This is a genomic window from Fictibacillus phosphorivorans, assembly GCF_001629705.1.
Taxonomy (GTDB): Bacteria; Bacillota; Bacilli; order Bacillales; family Fictibacillaceae; genus Fictibacillus; species Fictibacillus phosphorivorans_A.
Genome location: NZ_CP015378.1, coordinates 2340853 through 2365404, shown reverse-complemented (window position 1 = coordinate 2365404; position 24552 = coordinate 2340853). Strand labels below are relative to the sequence as shown.

At 36.1% G+C, this 24552-nt stretch carries 28 protein-coding genes and 1 pseudogene; 23 read left to right on the top strand and 6 right to left on the bottom strand.

The genetic code is table 11. The features are described 5' to 3' along the window. Positions 1-7 precede the first annotated feature (7 nt). Complete coding sequence (locus ABE65_RS12095) at positions 8-487, bottom strand: RrF2 family transcriptional regulator (RefSeq protein ID WP_066395214.1); 480 nt, start codon at positions 485-487, stop codon at positions 8-10. Positions 488-862: 375 nt separating this feature from the next. Here ABE65_RS12095 and ABE65_RS12090 point away from each other — a divergent pair, with 375 nt between their 5' ends. From ABE65_RS12090 to ABE65_RS12080, 3 genes are all read left to right on the top strand, one after another. Next, the gene (locus ABE65_RS12090) at positions 863-2599 is read left to right on the top strand and encodes a methyl-accepting chemotaxis protein (protein WP_066395213.1); all 1737 of its coding nucleotides are present in this window, start codon (positions 863-865) and stop codon (positions 2597-2599) included. A gap of 28 nt (positions 2600-2627) precedes the next feature. Next, complete coding sequence (locus tag ABE65_RS12085; protein WP_066395212.1) at positions 2628-3080, top strand: hypothetical protein; 453 nt, start codon at positions 2628-2630, stop codon at positions 3078-3080. Between the two features lie 172 nt (positions 3081-3252). Beyond that, the gene (locus ABE65_RS12080) at positions 3253-3630 is read left to right on the top strand and encodes a nuclear transport factor 2 family protein (protein WP_066395210.1); all 378 of its coding nucleotides are present in this window, start codon (positions 3253-3255) and stop codon (positions 3628-3630) included. A 21-nt stretch (positions 3631-3651) separates the two neighbouring features. Here the strand turns inward: ABE65_RS12080 and ABE65_RS12075 are convergent, their stop codons facing one another. After that, positions 3652-3963 carry a hypothetical protein gene (locus tag ABE65_RS12075; protein ID WP_066395207.1) on the bottom strand — a complete coding sequence of 104 codons (312 nt, stop codon included), beginning with the start codon at positions 3961-3963 and terminating at the stop codon, positions 3652-3654. Between the two features lie 177 nt (positions 3964-4140). Here ABE65_RS12075 and ABE65_RS12070 point away from each other — a divergent pair, with 177 nt between their 5' ends. Genes ABE65_RS12070 through ABE65_RS12055 form a run of 4 tightly spaced genes read left to right on the top strand, consistent with a single transcriptional unit; the run spans position 4141 to position 6574 of the window. Further along, positions 4141-5025: an ABC transporter ATP-binding protein gene (locus ABE65_RS12070; protein WP_066395206.1), complete on the top strand. Its 885-nt coding sequence runs from the start codon at positions 4141-4143 to the stop codon at positions 5023-5025. A 19-nt stretch (positions 5026-5044) separates the two neighbouring features. Next, positions 5045-5755: an ABC transporter permease gene (locus tag ABE65_RS12065; protein WP_066395205.1), complete on the top strand. Its 711-nt coding sequence runs from the start codon at positions 5045-5047 to the stop codon at positions 5753-5755. A gap of 32 nt (positions 5756-5787) precedes the next feature. After that, entirely contained in the window at positions 5788-6189 is a 402-nt protein-coding gene (locus ABE65_RS12060; protein WP_082861412.1) for a DUF4304 domain-containing protein, read from the top strand. Between the two features lie 52 nt (positions 6190-6241). Continuing rightward, the gene (locus tag ABE65_RS12055; RefSeq protein ID WP_066395203.1) at positions 6242-6574 is read left to right on the top strand and encodes a hypothetical protein; all 333 of its coding nucleotides are present in this window, start codon (positions 6242-6244) and stop codon (positions 6572-6574) included. Positions 6575-7018: 444 nt separating this feature from the next. Here ABE65_RS12055 and fabF read toward each other — a convergent pair whose 3' ends face one another. Then, a complete protein-coding gene (gene fabF / locus ABE65_RS12045; RefSeq protein WP_269148751.1) occupies positions 7019-8260 on the bottom strand; it encodes a beta-ketoacyl-ACP synthase II in 1242 nt (413 codons plus the stop codon). A 285-nt stretch (positions 8261-8545) separates the two neighbouring features. Between fabF and ABE65_RS12040 the strand changes: the two genes are divergently transcribed. From ABE65_RS12040 to ABE65_RS22450, 3 genes are all read left to right on the top strand, one after another. Next, positions 8546-9316: a hypothetical protein gene (locus ABE65_RS12040; protein ID WP_066395197.1), complete on the top strand. Its 771-nt coding sequence runs from the start codon at positions 8546-8548 to the stop codon at positions 9314-9316. After that, entirely contained in the window at positions 9270-9479 is a 210-nt protein-coding gene (locus tag ABE65_RS22455) for a nucleotidyltransferase domain-containing protein (protein ID WP_082861411.1), read from the top strand. The genes ABE65_RS12040 and ABE65_RS22455 overlap by 47 nt, the downstream gene beginning before the upstream one ends. A 67-nt stretch (positions 9480-9546) precedes the next feature. Next, positions 9547-9660, top strand: a complete 114-nt coding sequence (locus ABE65_RS22450; RefSeq protein WP_419471053.1) for a HepT-like ribonuclease domain-containing protein — start codon at positions 9547-9549, stop codon at positions 9658-9660. Between the two features lie 245 nt (positions 9661-9905). Here the strand turns inward: ABE65_RS22450 and ABE65_RS12035 are convergent, their stop codons facing one another. Continuing rightward, complete coding sequence (locus ABE65_RS12035; protein WP_066395195.1) at positions 9906-10289, bottom strand: RidA family protein; 384 nt, start codon at positions 10287-10289, stop codon at positions 9906-9908. 105 nt (positions 10290-10394) lie between these two features. Here ABE65_RS12035 and ABE65_RS12030 point away from each other — a divergent pair, with 105 nt between their 5' ends. Then, a complete protein-coding gene (locus tag ABE65_RS12030) occupies positions 10395-10733 on the top strand; it encodes a winged helix-turn-helix transcriptional regulator (protein WP_066395193.1) in 339 nt (112 codons plus the stop codon). A gap of 714 nt (positions 10734-11447) precedes the next feature. Then, positions 11448-12203, top strand: coding sequence for a class I SAM-dependent methyltransferase (locus ABE65_RS12025; protein ID WP_066395190.1), 756 nt, complete (start codon positions 11448-11450; stop codon positions 12201-12203). Between the two features lie 253 nt (positions 12204-12456). Here the strand turns inward: ABE65_RS12025 and ABE65_RS12020 are convergent, their stop codons facing one another. Continuing rightward, the gene (locus tag ABE65_RS12020; RefSeq protein ID WP_066395188.1) at positions 12457-13353 is read right to left on the bottom strand and encodes a LysR family transcriptional regulator; all 897 of its coding nucleotides are present in this window, start codon (positions 13351-13353) and stop codon (positions 12457-12459) included. 191 nt (positions 13354-13544) lie between these two features. Between ABE65_RS12020 and ABE65_RS12015 the strand changes: the two are divergent. The 4 genes and pseudogenes from ABE65_RS12015 to ABE65_RS12000 all read left to right on the top strand — a co-directional run. Beyond that, a pseudogene (locus ABE65_RS12015) lies at positions 13545-13706 on the top strand (alcohol dehydrogenase); the annotation flags it as partial. 100 nt (positions 13707-13806) lie between these two features. Continuing rightward, positions 13807-14385: a DapH/DapD/GlmU-related protein gene (locus ABE65_RS12010; protein ID WP_066395184.1), complete on the top strand. Its 579-nt coding sequence runs from the start codon at positions 13807-13809 to the stop codon at positions 14383-14385. Positions 14386-14429: 44 nt separating this feature from the next. Further along, positions 14430-14996 (top strand): cyclophilin-like fold protein, encoded by a 567-nt coding sequence (locus tag ABE65_RS12005; RefSeq protein ID WP_197480298.1) that lies wholly within the window; start codon positions 14430-14432, stop codon positions 14994-14996. Between the two features lie 896 nt (positions 14997-15892). Then, positions 15893-16378, top strand: coding sequence for a GNAT family N-acetyltransferase (locus ABE65_RS12000; protein ID WP_066400111.1), 486 nt, complete (start codon positions 15893-15895; stop codon positions 16376-16378). Positions 16379-16845: 467 nt separating this feature from the next. On the opposite strand, the gene ABE65_RS11995 is transcribed toward ABE65_RS12000, so the two are convergent. Further along, positions 16846-17742 (bottom strand): LysR family transcriptional regulator, encoded by an 897-nt coding sequence (locus tag ABE65_RS11995; RefSeq protein WP_066395181.1) that lies wholly within the window; start codon positions 17740-17742, stop codon positions 16846-16848. A gap of 131 nt (positions 17743-17873) precedes the next feature. Here ABE65_RS11995 and ABE65_RS11990 point away from each other — a divergent pair, with 131 nt between their 5' ends. The 7 genes from ABE65_RS11990 (at position 17874) to ABE65_RS11960 (ending at position 24433) form a co-directional block, all read left to right on the top strand. Then, positions 17874-18452: a LysE family transporter gene (locus ABE65_RS11990; RefSeq protein ID WP_066395174.1), complete on the top strand. Its 579-nt coding sequence runs from the start codon at positions 17874-17876 to the stop codon at positions 18450-18452. Between the two features lie 901 nt (positions 18453-19353). Then, a complete protein-coding gene (gene bla / locus ABE65_RS11985; protein ID WP_419471052.1) occupies positions 19354-20259 on the top strand; it encodes a class A beta-lactamase in 906 nt (301 codons plus the stop codon). 328 nt (positions 20260-20587) lie between these two features. After that, complete coding sequence (locus tag ABE65_RS11980) at positions 20588-21007, top strand: 6-bladed beta-propeller (RefSeq protein WP_082861410.1); 420 nt, start codon at positions 20588-20590, stop codon at positions 21005-21007. 296 nt (positions 21008-21303) lie between these two features. Beyond that, positions 21304-22173: an aminoglycoside phosphotransferase family protein gene (locus tag ABE65_RS11975; RefSeq protein WP_066395166.1), complete on the top strand. Its 870-nt coding sequence runs from the start codon at positions 21304-21306 to the stop codon at positions 22171-22173. Positions 22174-22181: 8 nt separating this feature from the next. Beyond that, positions 22182-22937, top strand: a complete 756-nt coding sequence (locus tag ABE65_RS11970; RefSeq protein ID WP_066395162.1) for an endonuclease/exonuclease/phosphatase family protein — start codon at positions 22182-22184, stop codon at positions 22935-22937. 120 nt (positions 22938-23057) lie between these two features. Then, the gene (locus tag ABE65_RS11965; RefSeq protein ID WP_066395159.1) at positions 23058-23744 is read left to right on the top strand and encodes a DUF1963 domain-containing protein; all 687 of its coding nucleotides are present in this window, start codon (positions 23058-23060) and stop codon (positions 23742-23744) included. A gap of 101 nt (positions 23745-23845) precedes the next feature. Beyond that, complete coding sequence (locus ABE65_RS11960) at positions 23846-24433, top strand: DUF1349 domain-containing protein (RefSeq protein WP_066395157.1); 588 nt, start codon at positions 23846-23848, stop codon at positions 24431-24433. Positions 24434-24552: the final 119 nt, after the last annotated feature.

Genomic DNA, 24552 nt, shown 5'->3' with positions numbered 1-24552 from the left:
TTGTGTGCTACAGCACCATTTTTTCTTCTACTGTTATTTTGAGTTTTTCCAGATTTTCTTTCGGACACTTTTTATGAATTTCATTTGTTAGGATGGCAATGGTTTGCCGTTTTAAAATGGACTGCCATGATGATTCGGCTTCTTCCATTAAGTCTGATAGTAAACAAATATCCTTGTCATTTATATTTAGCAGGTCCTGAAAAATACCACTTGATGAATATAGTGACTGCTTGCCTTCAATCGCTACATATATGTCATAGATCGTGATTTCCTCTGGTCTTTTCTTCAATCGAAATCCACCTTTGCTTCCAGGTACTGATACAAGTATATCTGCACTCACTAGCTTGCGTAGAAGCTTTTGAAAATACGTAGGTGAGCTACCGAGCTGAGAACTGATAACATCTCCAGGTAAGACAGCTTTCTTAGGTAGAAAGGTAAGCAGCAAAATCGCATAAACCGATTGCTCAACTCCAGTTTTTATCTGCATTCAATTTATCCCCTTTCATTACATATACAATATGGATAATGTTTATCCATAATAGTGGCGTTTAAAGAGTATAGTACGAAAATACTTAAAAGTAAAGGTTCACTTAGGAATCTAATATCTTATTTTAGTTTCTAACTTGATAAGCCTTCCCTCTAAATCAGGCTTATGATGATCCCCGGTCCATAATATACAAGCATAAATGCGAATGTACAGTTGTTAAATTTATCCTTATTACTTCGATTCTTTTACACCCATTTGATCGTTAAATTTAACTTAATAAAGAATTAGAATTCCTGTATTCTGTAAACCCGCGTAAACTCCTTTTCAAAATGGTCGATAATATAGGGCGATTATAAAACGCAGAAGGGGATACTTATGAAAAAAAGAAAGAAAGCTGCATCGATTCGTAGACCTATCATTGTTTTTACTTCTCTAGTATTGATGACGGTCATCGTGGTAAACGGATTTATTTTAAACCGAGGTATAACTTTATCTTCAGAACGAACGCTTCAAGAGTTCGGAACCGTCATCGCTTCAAGTTATGGGAGCGGTATGGATACAGAACTGTACCAAGATTTTTTAAAGAACAAAAGTGATTCAAAAGAATACAAAGAAATTCGAGAAAAATTGAATAAGTTTCGTCAAGAATCAGGAGCGCTTTACGTGTATACTCTGGAAATCAATGAAGATAAGTTAAATATCCTAATAGATGGTATGCCGCAAGGAGACAAACAAGCCTCAGATATCGGAGATGAAATTACAAGTACTGATGTTGATGATGTTAGAAGTGTATTAGACGGTAAGTCCTCTAGTTCACCAGTCGTTCATGATGATAAGTATGGAGATTATCTATCAGCCTTCGCGCCGATTAAAAGTGAGAGTGGAGATGTAATCGGGATTCTTGGGGTGGATATCAATGCTAGTGTGGTTGATGCTACCAATGCCAAACTGATTGAAGAAGAAGGGTTACTCCTTCTGATCGTTAACATCATAGCCTTGGTGATCGCTGTGTTGGGTATTACCATCTATACAAGAAGAACACTAAAACCTCTTGCTCAATTGGAACGTTATGCAGATGAAATCGCACATGGAAATCTAAGTGAGATGGACATTCAATATGATAAAAATAACGAGGTTGGTAGAATCTATTCATCGTTCGAACATATGAGAGAAAGTCTACATCAACTCATCTCCAACGTGAAGGAAACAACCGGTACAACGACGGTGAAGTTTAAAAATGTGTCCGATGAACTTCAGAGTATCAAAGAGCAGACAGCAGGTATCGTCATGGCATCTGAGGAAATCGCATCTGGAAATGAGACGGTCACCTTTTCAATGGAGAATACAACAGCTCTCACGCAAGAGTTTCAAAGCAACATGGAACAGATGAACGAAGAAGTGAAGTTTGTTCATAACATGAACCAAGAAGTAGCACATAAGCAAGATGAGAGTATACGTTCACTAGATGAACTGGTACAGATGAATGAAGTGACCAAAGACACGTTCACTGAAGTCGCTTCTGCGATCGAGGAACTCAATCAATTTTCTGAGACGATTGGTCAGATTGTAGTAGAGATTAAAGATATATCAGAGCAAACGAATCTATTGTCTTTAAATGCATCGATTGAAGCAGCGCGTGCAGGCGAACATGGTCGTGGATTCGCTGTGGTGGCGAGTGAGGTCGGAAAGCTAGCGCAACAGTCAGGTGACGCTACAAAAACAATTCAAAACACGATTGAAAATATTCAAGCTCAGATCAAACTGACGATGGATAAAGCAGACCAAACCCTTCAGACGTTTATGAAACAAAGTGAGGAACTTGGGTCCGTAAAAGGAAACATTCAAGACCTATCTCAGTTATTAACAAAAACGAATGATGCGGCGATGAACATCCATACGACGTTTGTGTCTATGCAGCAAAAACAGAGAGATCTTCAAGATGATATCATGTCGGTGACTGCGGTATGTCAAGAGACGGCCGCAGCGACAGAAGAGGTCACAGCAACGATTCAGCAAGTGGACACCAACGTGAACACATTTTCATCCGACATTGATGAAATCACTAAATCTATGGATGATCTACAGGATCAAACGAACCGATTTTCTTTATAAACATATAGTAGAGTCGAGGCTAGTAGAGATGAAGAAACGTACTAGAGGAGAAGAGCGGTTTGTCTCAAACGTTTTAGAAGCGGTTATACGTAACGATACTAAGTTGTTACACGGGTTGTTTCTCATTCATGGTCAGCATCATTACATTTCTTTTGAAAACGAGTCTTTTATCCAAAATCACCCCATCGTAAAAGATACACATTGTATTTGTTTAGTGGGAGGGGATGTCATCAACTATCTTCATATTAAAACTGGAGATCATGATCTTTCCAGATTATATGTAAGGCGTTCTCTTTCTCAATTGGTCCACGGTGCTGAAAAGTTAGCCCAAGAAGCATTCGAAGAATACGAGAACGAATATATTAGAAATTTTATAAAGTTGATAAATAAGCAAAACACGATTCCATCCTATTTAGAACAATTGATAGTAAAAATTGAGACACATCTCATAGTGGATAATCCTCATTTTGTAGATACTTAGAGATAATTCGTGAACAAATGTGTTATGAACATAGTAGACCTCACACTCTCGTTTTGAGTGTGAGGTTTATTTTAGATTTGTGCAAACCATATATTTACTCTAAATGCTATAATTACAATATATTTACAAAAAAACATTTAGTGGAGCTAAAGCCAAGAAAGGAGTTGGAGATATGAAAGCCATACAGAAAGTCCTTACTAATTATTTTCAAGCTTGGAACAAAGGATTCATAAGTAAAGATGGAGATCATATCAAAACTTTCATGTCTGAACGTTTTGTAGGGTACTGGGCTCATTCTGAGGTTACCCAACCTGATCCTTACTTTTATGACTATGATCTTAACTCCGTATTAAAACAGATGGATCATGCTGAAAAAACGTTTGAAGTTCGTTCTTTGACTGAGCGTGATGAAGGAAGAGAAGTCATCGTTGTCGGTAAAGAGACAAACACCATTAATGGGAAACCTTTTACCGCACAGTGTATGTTTGTCTGGAGAAAGGAAAAGGACGAGTGGAAACTATTAAGAGAGTATATTGAGTTAGAGCGTTAATTTCAATTTAGTGTACAAACATTATGATCGACGGTCTCTCGTTTTGTTCAAAAGCATGTATTCTCCAAACAGGCATAGAAAAGATACGGTGTAGATAAAGAAGAAGCCCATCAATAAATACAGAATAACGGGAAGAGAAATGATGGATAGAACAAAAGAGCCCGTTTCTAAGAAGCGTAACCAGAATGCATGCTGCTCTATTTCTGTTACAACAAATGTAAGAGAAGGAAGAAGCGGGAAGATGCTGAAGACTACCCATTTGTAGCTCGTTGTCCTATTGAAAATAAGATAACCTAAAAGCAATATTAATAAAATAAGAAGTAATGTATACATAGAGTTTTGCTCCTAGAAAAGAGGATCTAACCTACATAATAACAATAATGAATGATTTTTGTCTGTACAGATCTTTTATAAGTGTAATTGAATCAGTTACATTATTCTGTCTTGTTATATCCTTTTTAAGGATAAACAACTCCATACTTTTAATTACAATATTAAGGATGTGTAAAGTTGAACACTATTGTCGATTTACAGAATGTAACTAAATCTTACAGAGACAAATTAGTCTTGGATGCTGTCTCTCTCTCTATTCCAACCAACCAAGTTACAGCTATCGTTGGAAAAAATGGTTCGGGGAAAAGCACCTTACTGAAACTGATTGGAGGTCTAATTAAAGCAGATAGTGGTGAAATCCTGTTTAGAAACGGGGAACCTGTTCGTTTTGGTTATGTGCCTGAGGTAACTCCTACGTATATTCCTTTTACACCAATTGAGTATCTTACTCATATGGGGACAATCCGGGGATTACAAAACAAATGGCTTCAACAGCGTATTCATACCTTGTTGGAGATTTTTCATATGAAAGATAATGGGAACAATCGAATCATTCATTTTTCAAAAGGGATGAAACAAAAGGTTACGATTATGCAGGCGATGCTGGAAGAAACAGATTTGTTAATTATGGACGAACCGCTTTCTGGCCTTGACTTAAAAGCACAAACAGAAATGGAAGAACTACTAATCTCTTTAAAAGAAAGAAACATTAGTGTGGTTTTAACCTGTCACGAGACCAAACTACTTCAAAGAGTCGTAGATCAAATTATTGTAATCGATCAATGCCACATCATCCAAACGGAAAATCACCAAGCCCAAGAAGAGTCTATGAACAGATTGATCTTTGAACTGACAAAGACTGTTTCAATCGATTCTATAAAACAACAAAATGTAATCATTAAGCAAGAGAAAGAGATGGGTTTTCATAAGAAAATGATAGAATTGAATGTTAGTGAAGAACATACAAACAAAATTGTTAGTGAGTTTTTGGACCGAGGTGCCTCCATTAAGCTATTAGAACCTCTACATAAGAAAGAAACAGAATTTCTCAATCAGTTCTAAGGAGGAGGAGAACAGAACCATGAAAGGGTTAATTCACTATCACTTTACCACATATTTTAGGACATATAAGTACGTTCCGCCATTTTCTGTGTTTATCATGATGCTGGTGATCAATTATACATACGTACCAAACCCTATCTTAGACAGTTATTCGTACACGTCGATTATGCTCTTTTTTATAATGGGGTGGTTCACCATTACAATTTTCCATGCAGAAGACGAAGGACAAAAACAAATTACCATTATGCATGCGAAAAATAAGAAAGTGTATTATATCTCCCTTATATTAAATTGCACCTTAACGGCTCTCGTTCTGAGTATTGCGGCTGTGGCTTATCCCGTTATTTTTAATGCGTTTTCACCTGGATTACATTCAGTCCATCTTGTCATGGGGTTCTTGGCCCATTTTAGTCTTGCCGTACTATCCATTGCACTGTCATCCTTTTTCACGAGGGGGCTCGTGAAAAATAATGTAAATTCGTGGTGGGGGGTTATCAGTATTCTTATTGGGTCGTTGGTTCTGGCAGTAGAAAAAATAGAAATTCTAAAAATAAAGAGCATAAACTGGGTTTTACCACCACTTCGTTACAGCATGGAAAACATGAGTGTAGACGATAAAATGATATCCTTTCCTGTTAGGGTATATGGACAGTTTACCTGGATATTCATCTACAGTATAATCTTAATTACAATTTTTATAGCTGTTATGGAAAAAAGAAAGGCGCTTTAAATCGATTACTTTGTGCAAAAGTACGAGATGCGATGATCCATTCATTGAAGCGTGTTGTTATTCCATCTTTGAGAGAAAGAGGTTTTAAGGGTTCGTTTCCCCACTATTATAGGAGGTTGGATGAACAGACTCATCTATTGATGTTTCAGTTTAGTATGCATGAAAGTGCCTTTTTCGTAGAAATCAGCAAATGTTCTTCTGAAGGTTATCAGGATGAAACGACAGGAGCATATATCCCCTCAAACAAGATAAAAGTATATCAAATTGGTGGTGGATCTCCATACATTAGAACACGTATCGGGAAAGATGCAGGTTTTCCTTTTGGATTCACTGAATGTAATCATGATGAAGTAGGTACAGATGTTCTTCGTGCTATGAGTAAAGCCGAAGATTGGTGGAAGAGTTATCCGAACTGGTGGAACGAGAGCTTATAAAGGTAATGGTCTGTGTCTAGCTTAAGCATAAGTTTATTTTGGAGAGTGATTCATGAAAAACAAGGTTCTTCCTACCTTTATCGCGACTTGTGTGTTGATCCTTTTCCTATCAATGAATACATTTGGATTGTTGAAATCTTTGTTCTTTGTAGGGTTATATTTCTTTATGTATTATGAAACGTTGATCGGAGAGAAAAAGAGAATTACTATCTGGTTGTTTGCGCTTTTAAAGGGAGTCGTTGTGATGGTGTTCGGCTATATAACGTTAGGAGAGAGTTGGGATTTTGCGTTAATTATCTTTTATCCCATCATCTTTATCTTTCTGTTGGGATTACCTTTACTTGCTCTCTATCAACCAAAAGAAAATCACAATCTAAGCATGTAGGAATAAAAAATAGAGAAGGAAAGATACTTATAGTCCAGCAGCAAGAACCACCCAAGGTTTCACGGTAAGAGAAGAGTATTACAGCAATTTGTTTCACGAGATGGTACCAACAATGGGGCATGAATGTCGATTAAAATAGGAAGCCATCGTCTCAAAACATTTTGCGTTTGGTGAGGAAAGCTATTCAACAAAAGAGCTTGTGGCGGAGACAGTCGCTTCGTCGTACAAGCTGCTGGACAAGAAAAAAAGCGGCCGATTATATTCTCGGTACAGAGATAGAGAAGGTAAAGATTGATTCTAAGCAGGAGCTTGTTTTTTCGCGCATGGACAAAAAACGATGTTTTTATAAATTAAAAGCAGGCATCGAGCCTGCTAAAAGACATCTTGTAGATGATGAATGGGGAAGCTCATTAATTGAAGGTTCACTCCTTTGAATTGAAAGATCTAACTACCTTCAAAACTCTTAAACAGAAGTGCAGTGTTGTGTCCACCAAAACCAAGTGCATTACTGAGAGCGGCTTTAATTTTAGTTTTCCTCGCTTCGTTCGGTACATAGTCCAAATCACATTCCTTATCAGGAGTATGAAGGTTCACAGTCGGTGGAATGATACCAGTCTTAATAGAAAGAAGCGTAAAAATTGCCTCAACAGCACCAGCAGCACCCATCATATGGCCGGTCATCGATTTTGTAGAACTAATTGGAACGTCATAGGCTCTTTTTCCTAAAAAGCTTTTGATGGCTTCTGTTTCATAACGATCATTATACGTTGTGCTCGTTCCATGAGCGTTTATATACTGAATGTCTCCAAGATTTAAGTGGGATTCTAACAGTGCACCATTCATCGCGCGAACCGCTCCTTCTCCGCCTGGAGCGGGACTCGTGATGTGATAAGCATCTGAGACTGTTGAATACCCAATAATTTCGCCATAGATCTTTGCTTGGCGACTGATTGCAGAATCGAGAGACTCTAACACAACTGCACCTGCCCCTTCACCCATGACTAAGCCGTCTCTGTTCTGATCGAATGGTCGGCAAGCAGATTTCGGGTCGGGGTTGGTGGATATGGCTCCCATGGCACAAAACGCACCGATTCCAAGAGGAGTGAGAGACGCTTCAGAGCCACCGGCCACCATCACATAGGCGTCTCCTCGCTGAATTGCTCGATACGCATCTCCTATCGCGTTTGAACCGGAAGCGCATGATAAGACGACACACGTGTTCACCCCTTTAGCTCCTATTGCGATCGCTACTTGGCTTGCCGCCATATTTGATATGACTGTTGTTGTTGAGAAAGGATAAAGGTTTTGATACCCTCCGTTCTGAAGATCGTTATAGGTGTTTTCAAAGCTCTCAATTCCCCCAATCGCGGTTCCAAATGATACCCCTATGCGTTCTTGATGAACGGTCTCACCCGGTACCACATCTGCATCTTGGATCGCCATGATTGATGAAGCGACTGCATATTCAGTGAAGCGGTCCATTCGGTGTCTCTCATTCACCTGAATATAGTCGGATAGACTAAAATTCTTTACTTCAGCCGCGGTTTTTGCAGAAAAATGTGTTGCATCAAATCGAGTCAGTTTTTCGATTCCCGACTTCCCTTGAATCAATCTATCCCACGTTTCCGCCACTGAATTTCCCAGCGGAGTTACTGCTCCCATACCTGTGACTACAACACGTTTCACACTACCACCTACCTAAATTTTACATTTCTCTGTATAATTCTACATGAAACTACAACTGCCCTTCTCAGTATCAAAAAAATGGAAAATAGTTATTAAATAATAGTTCGGAAAATGGATATTTATGTTAATATATGAACGTAAGTCGTGGAACTATTTAAAGAGTATATCTGGTGATTTTTCTAAAACCGATTCAGACAAGGCCTTTAAAAGGTGGGTTAGTTAATCACTTTACGTTTTATAAAGAGTTTCATTCTTTTAAAGTAATTATGACAAGTTGGTGCTTAATTGGATAAAAGAACACTACTGTATTCTATCGGCTCCTTTCTATGTATCATCGTCGTATTGATCCTCTTAATAGGTCAAAACAATTCGGATGAAGAAGAACAGATGTTGGCTTACTTAGAACAGAAGTACGATCAAGATTTTGTTCTAGGAGAAGTGGAAACTTATGATCTAGGATTTGCTGCTGGAGAGTTGATTGAAGCTCAAGCAACTCCTGTATTTGATGATAAACTTTCCTTTGTTGTCACTAGAGAACTAGGCAGTTCAACGTATGAAGACACATACGAAAGCAAAGTGGTAAACACCACACTAGCTGAAAAACTTTTACCCACAGTGAAAGAAATGAGCGAAGATGCTCAATTTTATGTACAGTCATCTTATGATGGTGAGCTACACAAGCGTTTCACTAAACTATCGTTAAACAAGGTTAAACCTTCAGTTGTTGTTGGGATACCTGTAAAAATTCCCTTTAATAATGAAAACTACACCGAGCGTATCCTAAACTTTTTGAATGAATTGGAAACAAAAAAGTTTGATCACTATACCGTGAGAATCGATTTTACTGATAGGAATAAAGCGAACAATTTGGACAAATATATGAAACTCTCACAAAAGGATCTGACACAAACAGAAAAAGAGAAACAGGAGTTCTCAGAAGTTAAAAGGCAGTATGATGAAACGATTGTGGAGAAGTTTACCTTTAAGAGTAACGAAATAGAATTTATAAATGAGCCCGATTTTATCCGAAATTTATTCAGCCAAAAAGGTAAATGAAAAACTAGAACCTTATCTGATTTTGGTTTTCGGTTCCAGGGCTAAAGGAACGGACCGAGTAGACAGTGATCGAGATATCGCGTATTTAAGTCATCAAAAAGTAGAGAAGTACAACCGTTTCATGTTGGGTCAAGAGCTTGCTGCATGGATTGATAAGGCCTGAATCTTGTTGATTTAAATCAAGTTTCTACTGTATTTGAAGCTCAGATTATTCAATTCGGTAGCTCGGTATCCCTCAAACGAGTCGGAGAGACTTACAGCAGAATGACATCATCACAATGGACTTATGTAAGGTTTTTAAGGCAATGGTAGACTTTCGTAACGTTGCTGTTCATGACTATTAAGAAGTAAATCTTTAGATTAAGTAAAAGATTATTGAATTGCATTTGATAGACTTTAAAACCTGCATTTTAACAAATTTTGGCGTATAAATAGAATTCTATAAAACGTACTGTTATTTAACAGTGCGTTTTTTATATCTTATATTCAACAAACGGGCCAGATTGTTAAGTAACAAAAACTGCATTTTTCCGTATACCTTTGAAAAATGCAGTTTTTGATCTAGTGGTCTTGCCTTTTCGAAGCTGAGTTAGTCGGTGTGTGCGATAGCGCTGATTTCAATCAGTTGCTCTGGGAATGCCAAGTAAGTCACGCCGATAAGGCTGCCGGCAGGGCGATGTTGTCCTAGGTATTCCTTGAATAGCCGGATGACTCGTTCGGAATGTTCATGCGCATTTGTTAAATAGATTTCCATATAAGCGATGTTGTCCTTCGTGACACCGAATCCCTTAAGTACGCGATTAAGATTTTCAAGCGTCTGTAGGGTCTGTGCTTCAATATTGCCCTCCCCAATAAACGCACCCTCCATATCGTGGGAAAATTGCCCTGAAATGTAGATATTACCGTTGACGCTGTAACCTTGCGTAATACCGTGATCCCAAAGACCGTGATCGTATGTTTTAACATTACTCATTTATTTCTCTCCTTTACTTCAAAGTAATGTCAGTATAAAATGAACGCAAACAAAGACATAGTACGCACTTTTTTGATAGATACTACCTGAAAGGATAGTGTAATTATGAGTATGGCTGACTTTAAAGATAAGGGTAATGTTCAAGAGACACCTTTTGGTTATGCAATGTCAGTGATCGGTGGTAAATGGAAAATGCTTATTATTTACCTTCTGGCAGAAAACCAACCAGTTCGATTTAATGATATGAAAAGAAAAATAGGAGCTATTACTTTTAAAACATTGAGTTCACAACTAAAAGAATTGGAAGCAGATGGGATTGTTAGACGCAAAGAGTATCCTCAAGTCCCCCCTAAAGTTGAGTACAGTCTCACTCATAAAGCAGAAACTCTATTACCGGTTTTGGAACAGTTATGTGAGTGGGGTGAAAAAAACAGCAATAATTAAGCTCCTTCTGTATAACTGAAGAAATTAATAGCCTCATCCGTTCCAAAAACGTGGAAGTTTTTTACGAGAGCAATTAGAAAACTGGGGATTCTTTGTTCATGACAAAGGTGTTTGTGGAATAAAGAGATTCATTTTTATAAAAAACAGTTAATTTATGAAAATATAAAAATATTTGAATCAAGGTACCCAAAATAATAATGCTGCAGAAACATGGTCGTGCAACTGGATGTAATCATTATAACGGTGGAGGGGGAGGAGTTATAATTTAGATTCCCTTTTATTAACTTATCTTATTCCACAATCGGGTGCATTTCTTTAAGAAGGAGATGTGCCTTTTTTAATGAACTATAAAGCATCAGGTAGGAAATAATTATATAAAGAGGTAATAAAGTGAAAGATTCAACGGTGCCTTTGTAGCATATGGATCATCCTCTCATCAAAAAACTGAATATATATAAGGGATTTGGGACAGGTGAAGAAAATATGAAAATAAAAAGAGTATACTGATTATGAAATTGATGATGCTTTAAGGAGAAATATTTAAGAGTTACTTTTGGAGTGTTTTAAAGAGGATTATCCAAAGGAAAGAATTTATTTTAAGCAATTGCCTCATTTTAGATTCTTGGTTTTTATGGACTCTTAAGTTGTAGACTTATAGATTGAAGCAGGAATTAATATTTCTGTACATTATTTTCGTGGGAAGAAGGTAGTACTTTGAAAACAACAGAAAATTTTACCGACAAGGCCCATATATATTCGAAATATCGTCCCAGTTACCCTAATGAATATATTGATTATTTGTTTTCAGCTAACCAACTGAAAGGGGATTGGATTGTGGCCGATATTGGTTCCGGTACAGGGATATTTAGCCGCCAGCTGCTTCAAAGAGGTTTAGATGTTATTGGAGTAGAGCCAAATCATGACATGAGAAAGATGGCTGAGCAATCGTTAAAACTCTATTCTCGTTTTAAATCAATAAATGCAACTGCTGAAAATACAACTTTAGAAGAGAACAGTGTGAATTTAGTAACCGTTGCCCAGGCATTTCATTGGTTTAATAAAGAAGCATTCAAAATCGAATGTCACCGGATTTTGAAACAAAAGGCAAATGTTGCTCTTGTATGGAATAGTAGAGATTTAACTAGTCCGATCATTAAAGAGAATGCAGAAATTTGCCAAAGGACCTGTTCAAATTTCAAAGGATTTAGTGGTGGAATTGAGGAAACTCCAGAAGTATTTAACAGTTTTTTTAAGGATGGAAAGTATGAGTTTAAAAAGTACCAAAATGATCTACTTGTAGATTATGAAGGTTTTTTGGGAAGGAATTTATCAGCATCCTATGCTCCTAAAAAAAATGACGAAGAATATGAAAATTTCGTTTTTCTCCTGTCAGAGTTATTCGAAAAATATAGCAAAAATGGGAAAATTGTTCTCCAAAATATAACACGCAGCTATCTAGGGAATGTATAAGCAGCTTGCTTTAATTAAAGTTCCCATTTGAGTTTTAGATTATCATTTACTAATTACGATCTTCAACAAACGGGTGCATTTCTGTAATAAGAAATGTACCGATTTGCATATATCGGGCAAATTAATGGAATATCATACTCTAATGAAAATTGTTTTAGGTAAAGAGATTGTGATAATTTTTACATAAACTAACGGGCAGGATTGTTTAAGTATATACCTTCACAAAGTAATAGAAAACCAGGCTTTGTTTAATTTAAGACTTTGAAAACTTCGCCTGAATTTCTTTTAAAAACAAATCAGCAGCAGCGGAAAAAACCTGATGCTTTTTCCAAACAACATTTAAGCCAGATTCAAGTCTTGGCTCTAGTGGTCTAAAACAAAGATTACTATCACTAGACGTATTCACAATTTTATCTAGGACTAGTCCATACCCTATGCCTGCCTCAACCATAATGGAAGCATTGTATGCAAGATTGTAAGTAGTTACAACGTTTAGTTTATCGAAACCTTCACCAAACCAATTCAAAAATTCATTATTGGATAATGTCTGTTTTATTGCTTGTCTTGAACAAATTATTGGAACATTTAATAAATCTTCCGCTTGAATGGCATCTTTCATTGCAAGAAAACTGTCTTTTTTCATAACAACACCCCAAACATCTTTGGCTGGAATATCGATATAATTGTATTTTGATAAATCCGCTGGCTGAATTAAAAGACCAAAGTCAAGCAGTCCCTTATCAAGCCGTTCAGTCACATCTTCTGAGTTTCCGCTGAAGAGGTGATACCGGATATTGGGGTAACTTACCTGTAACTCTTTTATTAAACTTGCAATCTGTTTCATAGCATGTGTTTCCCCGCCACCGATGTAAACATCACCCCTTATTGTTTCTTCCATAGAACTAAATTCGGATTCAACTTTTCCAACCATATCTATGATTTCTTCTGCTCTCTTTCTTAGGAGCAATCCTTCTTCTGTGAGAATGATACTATGGTTACTGCGAATAAATAGCTTTTTTCCTAATTCTTCTTCTAGGTCCTTTAATTGTCTTGACAAGGTTGGCTGTGTAACATGCAGTAAAGCAGCAGCAGCTGTCATGCTTCCTTCTCTTGCAACAGTAAGAAAATAGCGTAAAACTCTAAGTTCCATCTATCACTCCCCCTTTATAATGTTTTAGTATATACATTCCAGATATGCCTATCAAGCATATCTGGATATAAGTTATAGGTAATAGGATATATACATGCAATACGTTAGTATAACTAATAAAGAAATTTATGTGATTCTCCAGGGAGATTCATGTAGTCTCACAACGTTATAAATAATAGGAGGTTTTAATAATGATAACTGCTAAAGCGATAGCTGTTGATGGTCCAGACAAAGCGTTTAGAGTTGCTGAAATAACAAGAAGATACCTTGATTCACATGATGTTTTGATCGAAATAAAATATGCAGGCATATGCCATTCAGATATTCATACAGCTTATGGAGAATGGGGTCCGTTTTCTTCTCGCTTATACCTAAAACCTAGCTAGTACCTCGTATTGTCAATTAGTTATATTCATCTATTCAGCCAATATATACAAAATAAGGAGAATGATAATGGGAATTCATGATTTTTTAGCACATTTGAACCGTGGTGAGACTGTTGAAGGGGGGTCGGAAATACACCAAATGATGCATAAAGTATCTCAGGATGCTCTTAAACTAATTGCTCAGATCAACGGAAGCTATCATCCCCCTGAAAAAATTCGTAAATTGTTTTCTGATTTAATTGACAGTCCCGTGGATGAGACATTTGCGATGTTTCCTCCTTTTTATACAGACTGTGGTAAAAATATTAAAATCGGGAAGAATGTTTTTATCAATTCGGGATGTCGTTTTCAAGATCAGGGCGGCATTACAATTGGCGATGGCGCTCTTATTGGACACAATGTTGTTTTGGCTACTCTTAACCACGATATTAATCCCAATAAACGGAGTACGTTGCATCCTGCACCTATAGTGATAGGTAATAATGTATGGATTGGAGCAAACGCGACAGTTGTTCCTGGTGTAAACATTGGTGATGGTGCTATTGTCGCCGCAGGTGCTGTTGTTACCAAGGATGTACCGTCTAAAGTTATTGTTGCTGGTGTTCCTGCAAAAATTATTAAAAAAATTGAAAACAGTATGGAGTAATCCTGCTGTTTTCGTGTTATCTAAATATTACAAGGTGATAAGTATTGAACGTACTTAAATATTTTAAAAAGAAACGAGTATCCGTAATGAAAATTGCGTTAATTCTATTTATGTTTGCCATATTTACCATCAGCTTGGGTCTGATTGCTTGTTCCACTAGTGAAACAAAAGAAAGAAAAGAGATTAATGCAAAGGAAATGCTAAGCAGTGAAAATAACCAAGTAAGGGATGAGACTGAAATGTCAACCTCACAAACTATAAAACTAAACATAACTATTGGCGACGAGGAATTCTCAACAAGGCTATATGATAACCAAACAATACGAGCACTCATTGAAAAACTTCCCTTAAGTATAGTTATGGAGGATCTTCATAGAAATGAAAAGTTTTATTACTTTTCAGAAAAACTCCTGACAGAATCTGTGATACCCGGAAATATTAAGGCGGGAGATATTATGCTTTATGGAGACAATTGCTTGGTAATCTTCTATGAAAGCATCTCAAGTTCCTTTAGCTACACTCGACTCGGTTATATCGATGACGTAGAAAAATTTGCACAAGCAGTGGGTGACGGTGATATACACGTTAGTTTTGATTTAGTTGAAGATTGATATGTAGTTCATGTATGTAAACAAAACTGATTATATTTCTCCATATTTTATTTTGGTATGTTTTAGTCATTTAGGGATTTACGCCTTTTATAATTAAAGAGTTATATACTTTCCGTTGTATTTTATAATATTTAAAGTATATTATTAATCTTTTTCAACACTCCGGTGCGTTGATCCAAGAAGGATTAACGCCTTTTTTATGCAAATTAAACTTATTGAACAAACGAGCAGGAAATTCGAGCTTATATATTTAATTATCATAGTTATAATTTTGATAACTGATTCTTTAGTAGTTTTGGAGTTTTGTTAGAGTTTATTTCTTTCGTTTTTTTTTACTTATTACTATTTTTTTCACACTGTTAATTTATATGTTACAACCATTGTAAAAGATATGTATTACTTTTCAAAAATTATCATATTTTACATTAGGAACGAAAGTGCTTTGAAGGGAGTTATACCGTTATACAGAGGATAAAATTTATGGTTAAACAATTCCTAAAAGAGCCTTTGTGGTTTAAAATACTTTTTCTGTAACATTACTTATTTCAATTATTTTTAGTAGTTCATCTTTTTCTAACTATGCCTATTTCGAAAGCTGCTCCAAATTAAATGTCAATTATTGTGTAACTAAGTTAATTTAAGGGTGATCGCTCTTTGCTACTAAATTGGCAGGATTGTGGAATTAGGTAATAAGGAAAGCATTCGAAAGTATTAATGAAAGGTATGATTAAAAGCTAAAAGAATATTTATAAGAAACTACAAGCAAAGGGCAGTTTCTGTATGAAGAAAAACCTGATAAGATAACTTATTTAATGGTATTTGCCATCAGTATTTTAAGTCTATTATGATTGCGGTGACATAAATAGGAGGTTTACATTTTGAAAGCTTTTAAACCTATGGCGTTCCAGCTGAAAACTAAACGACTTGACCTGAATATGTGGGAGGAATCAGATTCACCCTGGATCAGAAAACTAAAAGGCGAACGTGGTGTGGATATGGCAACTCTTGAATCCACCCGTAGCTCGATTAACGAGATGCGAAAGAAAGCAGTAGAAAATGGCATTTCTCTTCTGACTATTCGCCGCCGAGACGAAGGTGATTTCATCGGATACTGTGGCTTAATTATTGGTCGTTCCACACTTGAGGAACCGGAGATCGCATATGAGTTGTTCCGCAGCGCTCACGGTAAAGGTTATGCGACCGAGGCAGCATCCGCGGTCCTTGACGCTGCGATTGCTACCGGGCGCCACAGGCTTTGGGCGACTGTTGGAGCTTGGAATGTAGCTTCCTTCCGAGTACTAGAAAAAATAGGATTTAAGCGGCACCATAGCACGTGGGAGGACGAGAAAGGCGAGATAGTTTGGAACGTACGCGACCTTTAGAGATTCCGACCTGATCCGAAACTATAGAAGAGGAGAAAAGGTCATTACTTATGGAGAGAATTCAGATACAGATTTAAACATATTATCATGTATGGAGAATATGAGACTTGTAGATATATCTATTAGCGCTAGTTTATTCAACAAACGGGTGCGTTGATTTAAAAAGGGTAACGCTTTTTTTGTGGAATTTATTAAAAAACCAACAGGAAGTTGAAGAAGCACTAGTGGTTAAGGTGAGAAAATGACATATGGATTAGGAGTAAGGATGAAAGTGAAACAATTGGTGCGATTGCTACAATTGCTACATAAACTATTTAAAAGTAGGGTGTTACATTTTTGAAAGGTTAGCAGCGAAGGATTTCTTTCAGTACAAGTTTGTGAAATGAATTCTTGTTTAAGAATCAAAATTTGATAAAAAAAAGAAAGCCAAACCCTCAATTTAAGCATTTGGCTTTTTAAATATGCAGTTAAAATTCTCCTTTTTCAATTTCATTAATTGAATTTAAAACAAGTTCAACAAATACTTCTACTGGTGGCGCCATCCATTTTTTCTTTTTTACAAGCAAATGAGAATAGATTGGATCAAATTTTTCAGAATGACCCAATATTTTCAGTTTTCCGTTCTCTACTTCTTCTTTTACTGTAATATATGGCAAAACTGAAAATCCAATCCCACTCATGACAGTCTGTTTGATTGCTTCTATACTCCACAACTCCATCGTTTGAAAGTGATGCATACCATGTTTTATGAGATGCTTTTCAAACATTGTCCTATAACTACAGCCCTCTTCATTTGTTATGAAAAATTGATTGGTGGTATCAATTTTATTCTCATCAAAATGCTCCGGACCATCAACACTACTTACTAAGACTATCTTCTCCTCAGATAAAACATAATGAATACATTTTTCAAGCTTTAATTCCGGATAAACCATTAAAGCTACATCTACCCGTCCACTAATTAAATCAACCTGGTTTTGGCTACAAGTACCATTAGTTAATATTAATTTCACATGAGGATATCTTGTAGAATATTCTCTTATTATTGGACTTAATCTTGAGATAGTTAAAGACTCTGGTGCAGCAACTCTTAATACTCCCTTAACTTCTTGGGAGCTTCGCATATTCTTAATCTGATCATGGGTAGAAAGTAAATCTTCCGCTAAAGGTATTAGTTCTCTTCCTAAATGGGTGAGCGTCAACTTTCTTTTTACATACGAAAAAAGCTCCCCACCAATTTCATGTTCAAGCGCCTGTATATGTGAAGTAATAGTCGATTGAGTATACCCTAACTTCGAAGCAGCTCTTGTATAACTTCCTCCTTCTACGATAGTTTGAAACGTTAACAGATGTCTAATTTCCATTAAAATTCCCCTTAATGTCTGATGTATCGAAAAAAATGATATTACTTTTTCGAATTTCGATTTTATTTATAGTTAGGATCATCTTACAATAAGGATATTGAATAGTAAAATAGTAAATGATGGTGGTATAAGTGAGTGTATTAGCCTTTCTTTCGTATGTTATTGTTACATCCATTACACCAGGTCCTAGTAACATCTTAATGATGAACGAAGCTCGTAAAATGGGTTTTGTAGGATCTTGGCAATTTAGTAGTGGAATCTTAGCTGGGTTTGCCATGCTTGGTATTGTAAGTGGAGTTTTTACAACAGGTTTGTATAATCTTATCCCTTTAGTAGAGCCATATTTTAAGATAACTGGAGCAGTATATCTTCTCTATTTAGCTTGGCATGTGGCTTTAGACAAGGGGAAAAATGGGAATTCTAGTAAAATAAAATCTTCTTTTTTATCTGGATTTTTCTTTCAAATCATGAATATCAAAAGCATTTTGTTCTTCATAACAGTAATGAGTGCTTTTATCTTACCCTTTTATCAATCTGTAAACTTCATCATTCTTTATTTAGCTTTGGCTATTTTTGTGGGATGGTTGGCATTACTTCTGTGGTCAGGTTTTGGCTCAGTCTTTAAAAAGTTTTTTGCTAAACATGACACGTCATTTAGAGCAATTATGAGTTTAATGCTGGTTTATTCTGCAATATCTATATTCCTTTAAAGAAAGTGGGAATATAATGTCTCCAATGTGATCGTTGGAGTAATGATTGATTCAGAGATGAAGAATAAACAAATGTTTATAATTTTATTGTTAAATAGCATCATACCTTTAAAGGTTATTCCACAATCGGGTGCATATCTTCTGGATTGCAACTCCAAAATAGCCTCCTTTCGCATATAAATAATAAAAAAAATTTTTAAGCTTTAACTTAGTAGCACTGTTAATCGAAATGATAGTAACAGTGCTTTTTATTTTGGAATTTTATAAGGTATTACTCTAAAAAACTAATTTATGGAAAAACGGATTAAAATTAGTATTGAATAATTGGGTTTAACTGTAAAATATAGATTGGCTTAAGCTTCTATAAAGTACTGCTTCAAACGCACTAGAGTTGAACGTAAAGACATTAAGAAAATAACATATGTAGTAGGAGAAAGTATGAAAATGAGCAAAGGCAGATACAGGAGATCTATTAGAGGTATAATCAGGGAAACTAGGAGTGAATTATTATTTGAGTTGTTATGGAACATCTTAACTTTTATTCCAAGAATGTTGTTCCGCTTAATAAAAAGCATTTTAAACCACTATTAAACAATTGGGTGCATTTCTCTAAGGAGCTTAATATGAAGTATGACTGAGAGAGATTATTGTTATGAAATTTTGGCTTTTAATAATAATAAGTTTAGTATTTGGAGTCATACTTTACTAATTGCTTTACTTGACATGTGTATATTCTGAATATTAAAAATTTTAACATAAATAAATTATGTAAATTCCATCTTTCATCCGTGTTTATTATGTTATCAAGTTGATAGAATCAAAATTTAGATTCATTAGATTTTGTACCAACTAACATCAAAAATTTGAGATGAGAGGATTGATGATCTTGAAAAGGGTAGGCATGCTCAAAATATGGATGAGTGTAGGACTATTAAGTTTGTGTCTTATTAGTTTAAGCGTCTTTGGAGATCGATTAAAACCGGCCGAAGCAAAAGAAAAAGTAGAGCAAACAAAAAGTTCAAGTCTTAAGACTGCAAAAAAGTTCATGCAGCTTGAGAAAAAGTTCGATGCTCGACTCGGCTTATATGCCATTGACACCCATACAAACCGAACAGTGACCTATAGACCTGATGAACGGTTCGCTTACACATCTACCTTTAAGGCTCTGGCCTCAGGGCTAATTCTACAGCAAAAGTCGATTGACGAACTTAATGAGGTTATCACCTACACAAAAGATGACTTAGTTACTTATTCACCAATCACCGAGCAACATGTAGATACCGGAATGACCCTTAGAGAGATCTGTGATGCGGCTATACGATACAGCGATAATACAGCTGGAAACCTTCTATTGAAGGAACTAGGCGGACCCAATGGCTTCGAAAAAGCACTGAGGGAGATGGGTGATAATGTTACCAAGGCTGATCGTTACGAGACTGATTTGAACAGTGCCATTCCAGGAGACATCCGTGATACGAGTACAGCAAGAGCACTCGCCACCAACCTAAAGAGTTTTACAGTCGATGATGAACTTCCGAATGATAAACGTGAGATTCTAACAGATTGGCTGCAGAGAAATACTACTGGAGACGAACTGATTCGCGCGGCTGTACCTAAGGGGTGGGAGGTAGGCGATAAAACAGGAGCAGGAGACTATGGGACGCGAAACGATATTGCTATCGTTTGGCCGCCGAATAGAGAACCCATCATCATTGCCATCCTATCTAGCCGTGATACCCAGAATGCCACCTATGAGAATGAACTTATAGCAGAAGCTGCAAAGGTAGCTCTTGATGCTTTCAAATGATCTTTAGGGTCAGAGGTTGAAAATTAGTATTACGTCTACGAGGTCTGTAAAATGAAAAAATTGAGTGCATTTCTTCCAGAAGGAGAAGTGCCTTTTTTAATGAACTGTAAGGCAATAGGTAGGGAATAATTATGAATTAAAACCAGTATCAGAACTATCTGAACATGTAAGGGTCATGAGTAACGAGGCATATGAGAAAGCTTCAAGAGGGATGCATGTAAGAATACTTTCAAACTAATCAGTTATAGATGTAACCTAAATCTTAAGAAATTATATGAAAACGCTCATTTTTCCTGAGTGTTTTTTTATTTGATGTTTATGACTAAACATGTGTGTATTCGCTCGACCTACAGATCTCACAGTCTTAAAGGAAGGTTCTTTTGTGGTTGCGGATGGTTACAGAAACCACCGGATAGCAAAGTTCAACCGTGACGGAAAGTTAGAGTGGCAAGTCAACAAGTTAGGTAAGCATTTAGGAGAATTTAACCTTCCCCATGGAATCAGTAGTGATGATGAAGAAAACATCTATGTAGCAGACCGGAACAATGCAAGGATTCAAGTGTTTGATCATCAGGGAAAACCGATCGCGAACTGGAACCACAAAGATATTGGAAGACCATTCGGTAAGATGATTGCTCAGCTCCTACCGTTTGAGATCAAGCAGCTCGTCCGAAAGAAGTTGGAGTTACGGAAGATCTATCTCAGTATGGTAAACGGTCAAACGAAAAGCAATCAATCTATCATTTAAGGTTGATTAAAAAACATTAGATGGAAACTATAATAAGCCGCCTATTTCTTTAGGAACAGTGGCTTATATTGGATATATGAAGATATTGATCTATCATTCTTTAAATAAATAATTGCACTGTTTCCTTTGATTTGAAATAATTGTAATTATTTATCATTAAGAAACAGGCGAGGAATAGAAGGCTCATTTTAGTATATTTCTTCTATTCGACGTATCTTTTGATTTCTTAAAAACATAAAAATGTTCATCCCCTTACAGCAAACAAAAGTAGCCATTATTGAAAGCAGGTAGAAACAATGAGGAACATTGAAGAAATTATTGAGGAACTTCACTTAAACAATATTATCGATCATGAACCGACCGAATATAAACAATTGAGTGGTGGAACTGTAAGTGAACTGTACCTCCTTTACATAGATGAGAAAAAATATGTGGTTAAGATCAATGAAGCACAAGTTGTTGAATCAGAAGCAAATTTCCTTATTCATTATAAGGAATTAAATCTGTTACCAAACCTTATATTCGTTGAAGAATCTTATGACTATATCGTTTATTCGTTTATAAACGGTTCTACAGATTACATTAGAGGAAATAAGAAAGAAATGCTCACGACACTTGTGCAAGGATTATTAAACAACTATAAAACGACTTCTGAAAACATAGGTTGGGGATGGGCGGATCAACCGACAGATTCTTGGGAGAGTTTTCTTATGAATAATATCATGGAAGCAAATAAGATTATTGATTCACGATTAGATAAAGGGGATTATGACTACATACTGAATCTAGTTCCAAAGGTTAGTACGGAAAAAGAACCTTTCTTATTACATGGGGATTTTGGAGTACATAATTTCATCTTTAATGACGGGAAGCTTTGTGGTGTAATCGATCCAACCCCTGTAATAGGAGATCCTATTTACGATCTCATCTATGCTTTTTGTTCTTCCCCGGATGATTTAACAAAAGAAACGATAGATTCAGCAGTTAATCAATTTGAGAATAACAAAGGCAAAAACACATCACATTTATATGAAAAAGTGATGATTGGGTTATATCTTAGGTTAGGTACTTGTATCAAACATCATCCCAATGATTTTGAGGAATATCTAAACGCGTGGTATTACTGGAGAAACTTGATTAGTAAATTAAATAAAGGTAAAAGGTAGTGAGTTACATGAAAGTAGCTACATTTAATGTTTGGAATAATAACGAGACTTGGGCGTTAAGAAAAGAAATGATCATTAAGGAAATCAGGAGAATAAATGCAGACATCATCGCTCTTCAAGAAGTACCCAATCTTGAAGAACTTGAATATATTTTAAAACAAGTTGGAATAGACCAATACTCTTTTAAGAGTTATCCAGGTGATGAAGAAGGACTCGCCGTTCTATCGAAATATCCCATAGAAGAGGTAATGAGTGAGAATGATGTCTTAAATAATTGTTCAATGAGGGTTATTGTAAGAACAAACGGATTCACAATTGGTTTAACAAATGTCCATCTATATTGGAAAAGTGCATTTGAAAGAGAAAAAGAAATTGTAGAGGTAGTGAAATGGATCTCGGAAAGTAAAAATACTGACTATGAGTTTCTTTGTGGTGATTTTAATAGTACACCCAATCTATCAAGTATCTATAATTTTTTAGTTGGTGAACTATCTATCGAATCATATGATACAAGTTGGATAGATTTAGCTCAGTCGGATAGATCCCCAACCTTGGACTTTGAAAGTAATAGCTGGTTGTTGAATAGAGAGAACTTAAACCATATAAGAGTCCCTGTAAGGTATGATTGGATACTATTAAGATCATGTTATCCGAAGAAAGAACCAAAGCTCCTAAACATAGAACTATTCGCAAACGTCGTATCTCCAGCGCAACAAGTTCATCCCAGTGATCATTATGGAGTAATAGTAGATTTGAGTTTGTAAAGTTTTCAAAGATAAGAATAAACCACAACACTGCTTCAATTCTTTTCTCAACCGGATTTAATTCAAGTAAGATTAGTGCTTTTTACATAGAATCATGAACTCATGTTAGGAGTGATTCAATTGAACATTGCTCAGATTAAACGTGCATTATTTAAACAAGCTACAATCTTTCAAACAGGTGGGTTCAGACCAACAGAAGAATTAGGAGAAAGTTGGATCGGTAAAGTTTTATGGGGGAGAAAAGAAGAAGCTATACCATTGAATTTTGATCCTATCTGTACCTTATTTTTAACTACATTACCTTTTGTGCCGAAAGAATTGACGAACTATCAGTTAATAACCATCTATATGGATTTTGATGTATTCAATCATATGAAGCGTGATAACCTAGCTCCATATTTTAAGATAATGTGTTATACGAATTTAGATGAGCTAGAGAAGGTAAACAAGCAATCTACTAAGATCAAAGCTTTTCCACTATCCCCAGTGTACATTGATAACGATGCGCCTGCTTGGGAAGATTCTTGTAGTTTTCAACCAGATATTGAAGAAGCAATAGTGCAACTTGAAAGTGAAGAGGGTGCGGAATATTACGATGATATAGTGGAAGAGGTTTACCCGACGCATAAGGTCGGTGGATATCCATCATTTACTCAAAGTGTTGTATTCTTCGGAGAAGAATATCCTTTCGTCTTTCAAATAAGTTCTGATGAAAAGGCGCAGTTCAACATCGTAGATAGTGGTAGTTTTTATTTCTTCTACAATCAAGATAAACAGGAATGGATAATTTATTGTGATTTTTATTAAAATCATTAAATGAAAGAGTATTTTCACCACGGGGTTTTAAAGAAACTGCTTGGTGTTAGATCCTGCTCATCTAATAAACCTGATAATAATGGAGGTAGCAAATGAATTTTATTGGAGAAAATAATAGATGGTTATCAAAACCTACTACGTTTGATATTGGAGATAACCATATATCCATTACAACAGAGCCGCATACGGATTTATGGCAACGAACGTATTATGGTTTTCAAAATGGTAATGCTCCGGCGTTACTTTTACCTGTTGAAGACAAGTACTTTACATTCACCGTACGCACCGACTTTAATTCTAAAAGACGTTTTGACCAATGTGGCGTCATAATCTATCAATCAAGTGATAACTGGTTCAAAGCTTCTATTGAATATGAGAATGAAGACTTTCAACGTCTTGGTAGTGTTGTTACAAACAACGGGTATTCGGATTGGGCAACCACTGATATTCCTGCAAAACAAAAACACATGTATTACAGATTAAGCCGACGTGAAAGTGATTTTTGCATCGAGTGTTCCTATGACGGTATACACTATAAGCAAATGCGAATCTTTCATCTGTTCGCTGCAGATCACACTGTAAATGTTGGGATTTATGCGTGTAGCCCTGAACAATCTAGCTTTACAGCTGAATTTTCAGAGCTGAGAATATCGGAGTGTTTATGGCAAAAGCATGAATAGCATGGATGGCAAATCATTTAATAAGAGTCCTCGGCGGTTGCCTGGGACTTTTATTTATTCACACAATATGCTTCAGCGTTATGTTTAAGAGCAAAAGAAGCACAATAATAATGATGGGG

Coding starts and splice junctions, on each gene's coding strand:
- ABE65_RS11975 (WP_066395166.1), top strand. CDS start 21,304: ATGAGGAACATTGAAGAAATTATTGAGGAACTTCACTTAAACAATATT.
- ABE65_RS12055 (WP_066395203.1), top strand. CDS start 6,242: ATGAAAAACAAGGTTCTTCCTACCTTTATCGCGACTTGTGTGTTGATC.
- ABE65_RS11960 (WP_066395157.1), top strand. CDS start 23,846: ATGAATTTTATTGGAGAAAATAATAGATGGTTATCAAAACCTACTACG.
- ABE65_RS11995 (WP_066395181.1), bottom strand. CDS start 17,742: ATGGAAATTAGACATCTGTTAACGTTTCAAACTATCGTAGAAGGAGGA.
- ABE65_RS12095 (WP_066395214.1), bottom strand. CDS start 487: ATGCAGATAAAAACTGGAGTTGAGCAATCGGTTTATGCGATTTTGCTG.
- ABE65_RS12020 (WP_066395188.1), bottom strand. CDS start 13,353: ATGGAACTTAGAGTTTTACGCTATTTTCTTACTGTTGCAAGAGAAGGA.
- ABE65_RS12060 (WP_082861412.1), top strand. CDS start 5,788: ATGATCCATTCATTGAAGCGTGTTGTTATTCCATCTTTGAGAGAAAGA.
- ABE65_RS12030 (WP_066395193.1), top strand. CDS start 10,395: ATGAGTATGGCTGACTTTAAAGATAAGGGTAATGTTCAAGAGACACCT.
- ABE65_RS12075 (WP_066395207.1), bottom strand. CDS start 3,963: ATGTATACATTACTTCTTATTTTATTAATATTGCTTTTAGGTTATCTT.
- ABE65_RS12010 (WP_066395184.1), top strand. CDS start 13,807: ATGGGAATTCATGATTTTTTAGCACATTTGAACCGTGGTGAGACTGTT.
- ABE65_RS12085 (WP_066395212.1), top strand. CDS start 2,628: ATGAAGAAACGTACTAGAGGAGAAGAGCGGTTTGTCTCAAACGTTTTA.
- ABE65_RS11970 (WP_066395162.1), top strand. CDS start 22,182: ATGAAAGTAGCTACATTTAATGTTTGGAATAATAACGAGACTTGGGCG.
- bla (WP_419471052.1), top strand. CDS start 19,354: ATGCTCAAAATATGGATGAGTGTAGGACTATTAAGTTTGTGTCTTATT.
- ABE65_RS12090 (WP_066395213.1), top strand. CDS start 863: ATGAAAAAAAGAAAGAAAGCTGCATCGATTCGTAGACCTATCATTGTT.
- ABE65_RS22455 (WP_082861411.1), top strand. CDS start 9,270: ATGAGCCCGATTTTATCCGAAATTTATTCAGCCAAAAAGGTAAATGAA.
- ABE65_RS12000 (WP_066400111.1), top strand. CDS start 15,893: ATGGCGTTCCAGCTGAAAACTAAACGACTTGACCTGAATATGTGGGAG.
- ABE65_RS12080 (WP_066395210.1), top strand. CDS start 3,253: ATGAAAGCCATACAGAAAGTCCTTACTAATTATTTTCAAGCTTGGAAC.
- ABE65_RS12065 (WP_066395205.1), top strand. CDS start 5,045: ATGAAAGGGTTAATTCACTATCACTTTACCACATATTTTAGGACATAT.
- ABE65_RS12035 (WP_066395195.1), bottom strand. CDS start 10,289: ATGAGTAATGTTAAAACATACGATCACGGTCTTTGGGATCACGGTATT.
- ABE65_RS11980 (WP_082861410.1), top strand. CDS start 20,588: ATGTGTGTATTCGCTCGACCTACAGATCTCACAGTCTTAAAGGAAGGT.